The 10595-nt window shown below is 57.8% G+C and carries 8 protein-coding genes and 1 rRNA gene; 4 read left to right on the top strand and 5 right to left on the bottom strand.

Annotated features, from left to right (window positions below):
* The 4 genes from ACI94_RS06520 to ACI94_RS06505 form a co-directional block, all read right to left on the bottom strand.
* Nucleotides 1-307 (bottom strand): 16S ribosomal RNA (locus ACI94_RS06520); the annotation flags it as partial.
* A gap of 823 nt (nt 308-1130) precedes the next feature.
* Complete coding sequence (locus tag ACI94_RS06515) at nt 1131-1883, bottom strand: segregation/condensation protein A (protein ID WP_286681234.1); 753 nt, start codon at nt 1881-1883, stop codon at nt 1131-1133.
* Nucleotides 1876-5319: a chromosome segregation protein SMC gene (gene smc, locus ACI94_RS06510; protein WP_066956858.1), complete on the bottom strand. Its 3444-nt coding sequence runs from the start codon at nt 5317-5319 to the stop codon at nt 1876-1878. The genes ACI94_RS06515 and smc overlap by 8 nt, the downstream gene beginning before the upstream one ends.
* Nucleotides 5320-5336: 17 nt before the next feature.
* Nucleotides 5337-5993, bottom strand: coding sequence for a hypothetical protein (locus ACI94_RS06505; RefSeq protein WP_066956855.1), 657 nt, complete (start codon nt 5991-5993; stop codon nt 5337-5339).
* A gap of 189 nt (nt 5994-6182) precedes the next feature.
* On the opposite strand from ACI94_RS06505, the gene glyA reads away from it, so the two are divergent.
* The 4 genes from glyA to cofE are packed head-to-tail and all read left to right on the top strand — an operon-like array spanning nt 6183 to nt 9896.
* Entirely contained in the window at nt 6183-7454 is a 1272-nt protein-coding gene (glyA, locus tag ACI94_RS06500; protein ID WP_273258502.1) for a serine hydroxymethyltransferase, read from the top strand.
* The gene (gene folD, locus ACI94_RS06495; protein ID WP_286681233.1) at nt 7451-8302 is read left to right on the top strand and encodes a bifunctional methylenetetrahydrofolate dehydrogenase/methenyltetrahydrofolate cyclohydrolase FolD; all 852 of its coding nucleotides are present in this window, start codon (nt 7451-7453) and stop codon (nt 8300-8302) included. Before glyA ends, folD begins: the two co-directional genes overlap by 4 nt.
* Entirely contained in the window at nt 8278-9093 is an 816-nt protein-coding gene (gene folP / locus ACI94_RS06490; RefSeq protein ID WP_066956847.1) for a dihydropteroate synthase, read from the top strand. Before folD ends, folP begins: the two co-directional genes overlap by 25 nt.
* Entirely contained in the window at nt 9090-9896 is an 807-nt protein-coding gene (gene cofE / locus ACI94_RS06485; RefSeq protein WP_066956844.1) for a coenzyme F420-0:L-glutamate ligase, read from the top strand. The genes folP and cofE overlap by 4 nt, the downstream gene beginning before the upstream one ends.
* Here cofE and cofC read toward each other — a convergent pair.
* On the bottom strand, nt 9822-10469 hold the full coding sequence (gene cofC / locus ACI94_RS06480; protein ID WP_066956841.1) for a 2-phospho-L-lactate guanylyltransferase: 648 nt from the start codon (nt 10467-10469) through the stop codon (nt 9822-9824). The genes cofE and cofC overlap by 75 nt on opposite strands.
* Nucleotides 10470-10595 lie beyond the last annotated feature (126 nt).

Below are 10595 nucleotides of genomic sequence, written 5' to 3'. Positions count from 1 at the left end.
GGCCTGGATTCGTGTCTCAGAATCCAACTCCGGGCTCTTGCTCCCACAACCCGTACCGATTATCGGCTTGTTGGGCCGTTACCCCAACAACGACCTAATCGGCCGCAGATCCATCCTAAGGCGCCGGAGCTTTGGGATACCGGGCATTCCAGCATCGGTATCCTATAGGGTATTATCCTCAGTTTCCCGAGGTTATCCCCTTCCTTAGGGCAGGTTATCCACGTGTTACTGAGCAGTACGCCGAGGGCCGAACCCTCTCGACTCGCANNCCCCGATAGCAGTGACCTCTGGCAGGATCAACCAGAATTTGGAAGTATGCACACTACTAAACTTGGGACGGAATTAGCGGTTACTGGACAAAATTCCGCATTGCCAATGCCAACGTCAGAACCAACCCGGCTCAAAGCACGGTCTTGTTAGTTCTCCATCAACAGGGAAACAATGTTTATTATATCTATTCAAACATCATCCCATATATCAGATTCGAAACTCAATCTCGAATCCCCATATCCTTTGGGTGCAGGGAAATCAGTCTTCACCCACGCAGGAAGCAATGTTTGTTCTTCATTACATATAAACATTGCGTCTCTGCTTCAGGTCTCGCTTCAAAACTCAACGAGAACCCCTTTTTTTGAGACTAGATGTTGAACTTTGAAGCATATAAACATTGTCAACCCGCATCAGAGCCAAGCCAGAACTTGGCCCCTCACAGCAGTTGAGGGGCACGGACCAGACCACCCATATCGGGCTGCACGATCCAGAGCCCCTGACAACACAGCCTTACTATGTTGTAACCAATGTTATATAAAACTTTCCCGGCCCCGTCGGATCCAAGCAGAACGCTTGGACCCCCATGAACATCGGATACGAAGCAGATTCTGCACAAAAGCAGGATCTGATACGTGAATTACTCCGATTTGACCACAATAGGTGGTTCATTTTAGTATTTATACATTTACCCCTACCATGCATCCGGAGCCGAGATCGACACCTAAACTCTCCCCGTTCTCACAACACCAGGGGCATGAGTATATATGTAAAGCACAGAATTAGTTGCCTCGCGCGCAGGAGCGCAGACCAGAATCAACCATAATCGTTGCAAAAATCAGAGGGTTCGCGGCACTTACCGTTCATTCGCGAGCCGGAGTCTCACTCTCCGCATCACGGGGGGGTAACCGATCGCTCACATAGATCTCACCGAAGAACTCATCCTGCCAGAGTACAAGTTTACCCTCCAGCATAAGAAAAAGGAGCGGAATATAGACCTCGCGCCGGGACTGACCCATGGCCTTTGAGAGAGCATCAAGCGTCAGGACACCTCCCTCCCGCGCGGCCTCCCGGTAGCCTTTCATCACGACACCGACAGCCTTCTGGTATCCCTCATCGTGCGCCACCGCCACGACATCCTTCGCGTTGAGATCGAGATCAGGCTCCCGGGCAACAGTCGCCCTTCTTCGCTGCCTTCGGCGCTGCTCTTTCTCCGCCGTCTTCAACTGCTTGATGAGTTCATAGAGCGTAACCGGTGGACGTTCTCGCAGGTTCTTTCGTCCCAGGCGGCGCTTGATCTCCCGCTCAAGGCGATCAATCGGATCCATCCCGCCACCTGATTCGAACCCGAAGTCAAGATCACCGAGCGCCTCATCCTCCTCATCAAGAGCATACTCCTCTTCCTCCTCATCCCGGCCCTCGAGGTGCTCCGACTTAAGGCGCAAGAGGCACGCAGCATAAAAGAGCGTCCTTCCCGAGACCCGCAGGTCCAGTTCCTTCCTTCGGTCGAGTTCGGCGAGGAACCGGTCGGTCACATCCACGATATCGATGTTCCAGGGATCGATCTCGCCGCGCTCGGCCATGCCGACCAGGATCTCAACTGGCTCCTCATCCATTGTTCTGTACACCGGTCACGTACGTACTCTTGTCCGGGCGGATCGTCACGCCCACAATGCGATCGGCGCGCTCGATCATCGGCTTTCGGAGCGAGACAATGATTGACTGCGCACTCCCGGTGAGATCGCTGATCATGGCAGCGATCCGGCCGACATTGCTCCCGTCAAGGAACATATCCACCTCGTCCAGCGCATAAAACGGCGCGGGCATATACTGCTGAATCGCAAAGATGAACGCAAGCGTGGTGAGAGACTTCTCACCGCCGGAGAGCGCCGAAAGAAGGTGAACCTTCTTGCCGCGCGGCTGCACTGCAAACGTCATGCCACCCGAGAACGGGTCCTCCTCGTTATCAAGAACCAGTTTCCCGCTCCCGTCGGTCAGTCGCGCAAAGATCCTCTGGAAGTTCGCATCAATCGCATTGAATGCCGTCATGAACGCATCGTACTTCATCTCCTCGTACTTCTCGATCCGCTCTAACAGCATCGTCCGCTCGCGCGAGAGCACCTCCTTCTTTTCAGTCCTCTCCTCGACACGTGCCGCGACGCGGTCGCACTCCTCGATTGCGAGCATATTCACCGCGCCGATCTTTTTGATCGCCTGCTCGGCTTCTGCAATCCCGGCATCGATTGCGGCGAGGTCAAGGTCTGTCTCCACGTCGCCGGCCTGTTCTTTGAGCACCTCAAGTTCCGAGAGAAGCGAGCGCTCCCGCTCCTTGAGCGCATCGATCTGCATCCGGGCACGCTCCACCGCACCAGAGAGTTCGAGGGCCTGCCGGTCGAGTTCCCGGATCTCATCGAGGATGCGATCACGCTCATCGCGAAGTCCTGCAAGTTCATCGGAGAACTCCTTCTGGCGTGCCTCAAGCTGGACAATCAAGCGGCGCTGGTTCTCGATCTGTTCTCCGGCCGCTGTGATATCGGCAGCAATCTCCTGGTTCTTCGCTTCGAGGCGGCTCCGCTCGGCAGCAAGTTCCTCCATGCGGTTTAAGAAGTGCTGCCGCTCGCGCTTGGCATCATTGATATCCGCATCCTTGTTCCGGAGCCGGCGCTCTATATCCTCGACGGATCTTCGGAGACCCTCATACTGCTCAGTAAGAGCCGGGATCTCGGTATCGTCAAGTTTCTTCTTGAGAGCATCCACCTCAGCCGAGAGCCGGGCGATCTCACCGCTCGTCCGGTCGAGATCCGCCTCAAGCCGCGCAAGTTCCTCACCACCCGTCTTTGCGGCGTCAGACATCTCCTGTAAGGTCGCGGCCAGAGTCTGTTTCTCCCCCGCAAGGACTTCGATACGTTTCTGGAACTCCTCGACAAGCATCCGGTAGCGGGCAATCTGTTCATCAAGGGTGCTCCGCTCAGCCCGCTTCGCCTCAGCGGCCGCCGTATAACGGCGTATGGACGCATCAACCTCTGCAGCCTCAGCCTCAAGACCGGCAAGCGTCGCGCGGACTCGCATGATCTCATCGTCGACCGCCACACCGAATCCCCGGACCTGCTTGGTCTGGGACCCACCGGTCATGGCACCGCTCTTCTCGACGAGTTCCCCATCAAGGGTGACCATCTTGTACCGGCCCATCAACCGCCGGGCCCGCTCGAGGGTGTCCACCACCACCGTCGCGCCGAAGACAACCTGGAACGCACGCTCAAACGCCGGGTCGAACTCGAGAAGGTCGACCGCGTAACCGATGATCCCGGGATCGGCCTCAAGCGGCGAGAGGATCGGGGGGCGGAGTTTATTGAGCGGCAGGAAGGTGATCCGTCCAAGGCGGTTCTCCTTTAAGTAGCGAATAGCATCGGAGGCCACCGCATCGGTATCGACGATCACCCAGCGGAGCCGGCCCATCGCCGCCACATTGAGCGCCGTGGCGTACTCCGGCGGCGCCCTCCCGAGCTGGGCAACGGTGCCGTGGACGCCCTCCATCCCAAGAATGACATCCATCGCCTTTCCGCCGGCATCGCCCTGCGCCTGCTGCTGCGCTTCAAGGCGCATCAGGTTCTGCTCGGTCTCCCGGATCTCTTTCTTTAACCGGTCCAGTGTCGACCGCCGCGCGAAGAGCGCACTCTCGGTCTCGGAGAGATCGCGCTCGATCTGCCGTTTCTGTGCCTCACAATCGGCCATGCAGGAAGAGTAGTCCGCGACCTGCGCCTGCTTGTTCTCAAGTTCCTCCTCAATCTGCCGGATGCGCGCCTCCAGACGCTCACGCTCCGATGTCCGCATCCGGCTCTTCTCGATGAAGATATCCTGCTCACGGAGTATCTTCGAGCGGAGTTCCTTCTTGCCCTCAAGGTCCTGCATCAGGGCAAAGAGCTGGTCCTTGACCCCTTCAACCTCCTTGCTCTCGCTTGCGATGCGCGCCTCGACCGCCTGCATTCTCTCTCGCTGCGCCGCAAGTTCCATTGCGAGATTCGACCGGTCGATCGAGAGGTTGCGGATCTGCCCGGTACACTCCTCCACCTTCGCCTCGGCGCGCTTGCTGTCCATGTAGATCCGCTGGACCGTCTCAAGGTTCTCATCCCGGGCTGATTTCAGGCGCTCAATAGTCTGCTCGGCAATCTTGATGCTGCCTCGCGCCTCCTCGAGCCGCCCGACAAGTTCCAGGTACTCGGGACCGCTCTTGCGGTTGATATCCTCGTCAACGGCCTTCTGGCGGCTGCGTGCCTCATCAATTCTCGCCTTGAGAGTCTCAGCCTCACCGGTGATGCGCTCGAGCTCCGCCTGCCGGTCAAGTATAAGGTTCTGGAGGGTGCCGATCTCACCCTCTTTCTGTCGCACAAGCGCCGCTCCCCTGCATCGAGTAAGGTGATCGAGTTTCTCCTGCCAGCGCCGGTACTCCATCGCCTGATCGCGCTCGTGCTGAAGCGCATCCAGTCTCGCTATCAGTTCGGAGAGGAGGATCTCCTCTCGCTCAATACGCTCCCGGACCACCTCAAGTTCCGAGAGAGCCTGGTCACGCTTGTGATCGAACTCGGCGACGCCTGCGATCTCATCGATGATCTTGCGGCGTTCCCCATCGCTCATCTCCATGATGCGGGTGATATCACCCTGCATCACGACGTTGTAGCCTTCCGGTTTGATCCCGTACTTCGCGAGGTACTCGAGGACATCACTCTGCTTGCAGAGACGGTTATTCAAGTAATTGTAACTATAGTAGCCCGTCGGGGTCCGTTTGATCCGGCGACGGATCGTTGTGCCGTCAGAGAATGTGATCGTCACCTCTGCGGTGTTCTTTCCGGAGTTAACGTTGATCAGATCCGTCAGTTTCTCGGCGCGCAGTCCTCGTGCACCCGAGAGAGCCAGGACGAAGAGAATGCTGTCGATGATATTGCTCTTCCCGGATCCGTTCGGGCCTGAGATGACGGTGAACCCTTCAAAAAATGGAATCTTCGTCCTTCTGGCGAAAGACTTGAAGTTGTCGATCTCAAGCTGCGTGATGTACAAGGATCAGGCTCCTTTCGCTACCGATCAAGGTCAAGTGTGTCATCCTCAGCCTGGATGATATCGTCAATTACACGCTTCTTCTGCTCAACGAAGGCCTTCCGATCGGCCATCCTGCCACCCATCCTCCGTCCCTGCACCGGGAGTGTCCCGGGTCTCGTGCTCGCGACGATGTACTCTGAAGGTCTCCTAATCTCCGGCTTCAGCGTCCCGTCGTTCTGCATGATCAGTTCAAGTTCTGATGCTTCAGGGGCGGGCCGGGCCGACTGTACCTGTACCTCTACCGGGCGCACAGGGGTCCGGGGCTCAACTCCGGGGCGGGGCTCGGCTTTGATGGTGACCTCGGTCTTCTTCCCCTCCGTCACCGGCGGCACCTTTCTCTGTTCATCCCTCTCTTTAGAGAGTCTCATGACCACAGTCTTGAGATCCAGGACCTCCTCCATCAGACCTTTCACCAGGGCTTCGAGATCCCGTACTCTCCGCTCCAATGCCCCAAGATCCTGCCCCCCTCTCTCCATGGCCTCAAGATCCTGTATCCTCCTCTCCAGATCGCGCAGGTATTCGTTGTCCGTTTCCGGCGCCACCGGCATTTCGTATTCCCTCATCTTCTCCATCTCTTTCTCGCGTTCCGCGAGTTCTCGCTCAAGAAACCGTATCCTTGCATCTTTCTGCGCCATTATCTCCCTCAAACTAATCCTTGATAATAGTTACGTAATAATATTACTATAGAATCCCGGAAAGAAGAATTATTACATTTTATCCAGGCCATAACCGAGAGAAAAATCCGCAGCCCCGGGTAACTCATCCGTGTAAACGAACCCGCGCAAAAGAAAGAATATTACCTCTCCAAAGCAACCTTTTTTAATATGTCTAGTCTGGCAAACTTCGATCCAGAAGTCGCAGACCTCATCGAGAAAGAGCGCCTGCGTCAGATCAATGGGCTGGAACTTATTGCCTCCGAAAACGTTGTCAGCAAGGCGGTTCTCGAAGCAATGGGCTCTATCATGACCAATAAGTACGCCGAGGGGTATCCCAGCAAGCGCTACTATGGCGGTTGCGAGTTCCACGACATGGTGGAGAACCTGGCGCGCGACCGGCTGTGCCGGCTCTTCGGTGCCGAGCATGCGAACGTCCAGCCACACTCAGGAAGTCAGGCAAATCAGGCGGTCTACTTCGCCTACCTCAACTATAAGGACAAGATTATGAGCCAGAGCCTCACCCAGGGCGGCCATCTTTCTCACGGCTCGCCAGTCAACATCACCGGGCGCTGGTATTCCATCTTCCACTACGGTGTCGACCCGGAGACGGAGAGACTCGACTACGCGGTCATCGAGGAGATGGCACGGATCATCAAACCACAGATGATCGTCTGCGGTGCAAGCGCCTACCCACGCGAGATCGACTTTAAGGCGTTCCAGGAGATCGCAGAGAGCGTCGGCGCGCGGTGCATGGCCGATATCGCCCATATTGCCGGACTCTGCGCGACCGGATACCACAACTCCCCGGTCGGAGTCGTAGATATTGTGACGACGACGACGCACAAGACCCTGCGCGGCCCCCGCGGCGGCGCCATCATGTGCAGCAAGGAAGATGCCGCAGCCATCGACAAGTCCGTCTTCCCGGGCATGCAGGGCGGCCCCCTGATGCACATCATCGCCGCAAAGGCGGTCTGCTTCAAGGAAGCGCTGACTCCCGCGTATAAGGACTACTGCAAACAGGTTGTCAAGAACGCGCAGACAATGGCAAATGTCCTCGCAGAAGAAGGGCTCGACCTCGTCTCCGGCGGCACCGACAACCACCTCATCCTCCTCGACCTCACAGGCGTCTCCACCAACGGCGAGCACCTTACGGGCCTCGCGGCCGAGGTTGCCCTCGGGGAAGCAGGCATCACCGTGAACAAGAACACCATCCCCCGAGAACAGCTCAGTCCCTTTGTGACGAGCGGGCTTAGAATCGGCACGCCTGCCGTCACCTCCCGCGGCATGAAAGAGGAGGAGATGAAGCAGATCGGACACTGGATCGCCCGGGTCATCAAGGATATCGCTAAAGACCGGACCTCAAAGAAAGCGATCAACGAAGTGAGAGAAGAGGTTATTGCTCTTGCGAGCAAGTATCCCCTTTACCCTGAAGTCTCATGATACTTGATGGCAAAGCAGTCTCGGAAAAGAGGCTTGAGATCCTCAAAGAGCAGATAGAGGAGTCCAGACTCTATCCCCGCCTCGCAACCGTCATCGTAGGAACGGACCCTGCATCGCAGATGTACGTCCGCATGAAGCATCGGGCGTGCGAGCGGGTCGGGATCGGGTCGATCGGGATCGAACTCCCGGAGGATGCCACGACTGAGCGGGTGCTCGAGACGATCAACCGCCTCAACAACGATCCCGACATCGACGGCATTCTGGTCCAGCTGCCGCTCCCGGCACAGGTCGACACCACCCGTGTCATCGAGGCGGTTGCGCCCGAGAAAGACGTGGACGGGTTCCACCCCTGCAACCTCGGGAGACTCCTTGCCGGAAGCCCGGTCTTTGCCCCCTGCACCCCACAGGGGATCATGACGATCCTCAAAGAGTATGCGATCCCAACCACAGGGCAGAGAGCGGTGGTCGTCGGGCGGAGCATCGATGTTGGAAGACCCATGGCCGCCCTGCTCCTGAATGCCGACGCAACCGTCACGATCTGCCACTCAAAGACGAGGAACCTCGAGGCCGAGATGAGAAGTGCTGACATTCTCATCAGTGCGGTTGGAAGAGCGAAGTTTGTCAAACCGGACATGGTCAAGGAAGGAGCGACGGTTATCGACGTCGGTATCAACCACGACGAGCAGGGGAAACTCTGCGGTGATGTTGATTTTGAAGCGGTGCGTGACCGTGCTGGAGCAATAACTCCGGTCCCCGGCGGCGTCGGCCCCATGACGATCGCGACGCTGATGGAGAATACCTTCAAGGCAGCCAAGCTGAGGACATGCGACAGCACAGTACGGTTGTAAACCGCCTCCGGATCGGCGGTGGTGCTCCTGTTCGCCTGATGGGCGTCATCAACTGTAGCCCCGAGTCGTTTTACCGGGGCTCCTTCACCCCGATCGGGAGGATCTACGATAGGGCTCTTGCCATGCTCAAGACTGGCGCCGATATGATCGATCTCGGTGCCCGGAGCACGGCCCCGGGCTCCCCTCCCCTCACCCCCGCCGAGGAGGCAAAACGCATGGACGCAGCGCTCTCCGAACTCGACGGGACCGGGATCACCATATCGGTGGACACCCGCTACCCCGAGGTGCTCGAGACCTGTCTTCGCCACGACATTCATGCCGTAAACGATATCTCCGGGCTTGCTGACGAGCGATACGCCAGGGCCATCGCCGATTCCGGGCTGCCGGTATTTGCGATGGCAAGTTTCAAGGAGCCCGGCGACGCTGTCGGGCTTTCGGCAACCATCGCCGCGCTTGAGACGGTCGTAACCCGTTGCGCGCGTTTTGAGATTGACGAGTACGTCCTTGACCCCGGTATCGGGCGATGGATTCCGGAGAGAACAAGTGAAGATGACTGGGAACTCTGCAGGAATTTTGCGGCATTCACAAAGTTCGGCCGCCCGGTGCTTGCCGCGGTCTCAAGGAAGACATTCATCGGGGACCTGCTCGGAAAAGAACCTGATGAGCGGCTCGCAGGCACCCTCGCGCTCACGATGATGCTCGTTGAGGCGGGAGCGGCCGTTGTGCGGTGCCATGACGTGGCAGAGACCGCCGACCTCCTGCGAGTCTATTCAAAGATGAGGAAAACATGACAGCACCATCGTTTTCAGTCTACGGGCTTGCAACCCCACTGATCCGTCCCGGCGACGACATTGCCGCGCACCTTATCCTGGCCGCCGAAGACCAGGGATGCCGGGGCTTCGAGGACGGGGATATCGTGGTCATTGCAGAGTCCGCTGTGGCCACCGCCGAGGGCAGGGTCACGAAACTTGCCGATATCGAACCATCGGCAGAAGCGCTCCGGCTCGCAGAAGATTACAGGATGGATCCCCGCCTTGTCGAGGTGGTGCTCCGGGAGAGCGATCGGATCGTCGGGGGCATCCCCGGATTCCTGCTCAGTATGAAGAACGGGACGCTCCTTCCAAACGCAGGGATAGACGCCTCAAACGCTCCGCCCGGCTCCGTCGTTCTCCTGCCCATCAACCCGGATGCATCCGCGGCACGAATACGCGCTGCAATCACCGACCGGTCGGGGGTGGATATCGCGGTCATCATCGTCGACTCGCGAACGCACGCGATGCGGCTGGGGTGCAGCGGGGTTGCCATCGGGTGTTCGGGCGTCCCCTCGGTGATCGATGAGCGCGGGAAGACTGATCTCTTCGGCCGCAAACTTGAGGTCACGAAGAGAGCGGTGGCAGACTGTATCGCATCCGCCGCCGAACTCGTGATGGGGGAGGCAGGTGAATGTGTCCCCGCCGCCGTGGTGCGCGGGATTGGGCTTCCTATCGGCGACTACCAGGGGGTGGCCACCATCGATGCCTCAGAGTGCCTCTTTATGGGGGCCGCGCTGCACACCAACCCGACCCTTCTCGTCAAGAACAATAGAGAATCCTAATCTCTCCAGGAACTCCCTGCTTTTTCTTCCTTTTCCGTGAATGAGGATCTCGACCAGGTCTTCTTTCTCATCGATATCGGTCGACATCCTGAACGAGTCGATGACCTCGACGGAGAAACCGCATTCCTCCGCAACCCGCAGGTGGTCGAGGAAACTTGCCCCGTAAAAGTCGGCGTGGAAGCACTGCGGCTTTTTTAAGAATATGACGTTTGTCCCGCCACCCCGCCCCGGCACGATTGCCATATCCTTCTCGGTGCGAATCAGCCGTTGAATATCCCCGGCCGTCACCAGGGGGAGATCGGCCATGATGATAAGCGCCGGGCAATGAAACTGCTCAAGCGCCCAGTTGATCGCATCATTCAGGGATTCTTTTCGAACAGCGACGAGCGCGTTTTCATGTTTGAAGGGATGTGTGCAGAGCAGAGTGGCGCTGCACCCGGACTTTAGCACAGCGGCGATCACATCTTCAAGCATCGCCCGGGCGAACGCCTCCCGCTCCTCCTGGTTCAATATGCAGGAGAGACGCGTTTTTGGGTTTACCGGCTTAAAGGGAATGAGCGCGTGAAAGTACATCGTGAAACGGTTGTCAGGGCGGCATCAAAAAGGCATCGTTACCATGACGAACCCGTGTATCAATCAAGTATCATCGATCATTCATTCTCACGAACACTGACCGCCATCAAATCTCCCCGCAAGCAA

Source organism: Methanoculleus sp. DTU007 (assembly GCF_001512385.1).
Classification (GTDB): domain Archaea; phylum Halobacteriota; class Methanomicrobia; order Methanomicrobiales; family Methanoculleaceae; genus Methanoculleus; species Methanoculleus thermophilus.
This window is presented reverse-complemented; position numbering and strand designations above follow the sequence as displayed.

Bases quoted from the DNA above. Each gene is read 5' to 3' on its own strand.
- folP (WP_066956847.1), top strand. From the start codon at position 8,278: ATGCGACAGCACAGTACGGTTGTAAACCGCCTCCGGATCGGCGGTGGT.
- cofE (WP_066956844.1), top strand. From the start codon at position 9,090: ATGACAGCACCATCGTTTTCAGTCTACGGGCTTGCAACCCCACTGATC.
- glyA (WP_273258502.1), top strand. From the start codon at position 6,183: ATGTCTAGTCTGGCAAACTTCGATCCAGAAGTCGCAGACCTCATCGAG.
- folD (WP_286681233.1), top strand. From the start codon at position 7,451: ATGATACTTGATGGCAAAGCAGTCTCGGAAAAGAGGCTTGAGATCCTC.
- cofC (WP_066956841.1), bottom strand. From the start codon at position 10,469: ATGTACTTTCACGCGCTCATTCCCTTTAAGCCGGTAAACCCAAAAACG.
- ACI94_RS06505 (WP_066956855.1), bottom strand. From the start codon at position 5,993: ATGGCGCAGAAAGATGCAAGGATACGGTTTCTTGAGCGAGAACTCGCG.
- ACI94_RS06515 (WP_286681234.1), bottom strand. From the start codon at position 1,883: ATGGATGAGGAGCCAGTTGAGATCCTGGTCGGCATGGCCGAGCGCGGC.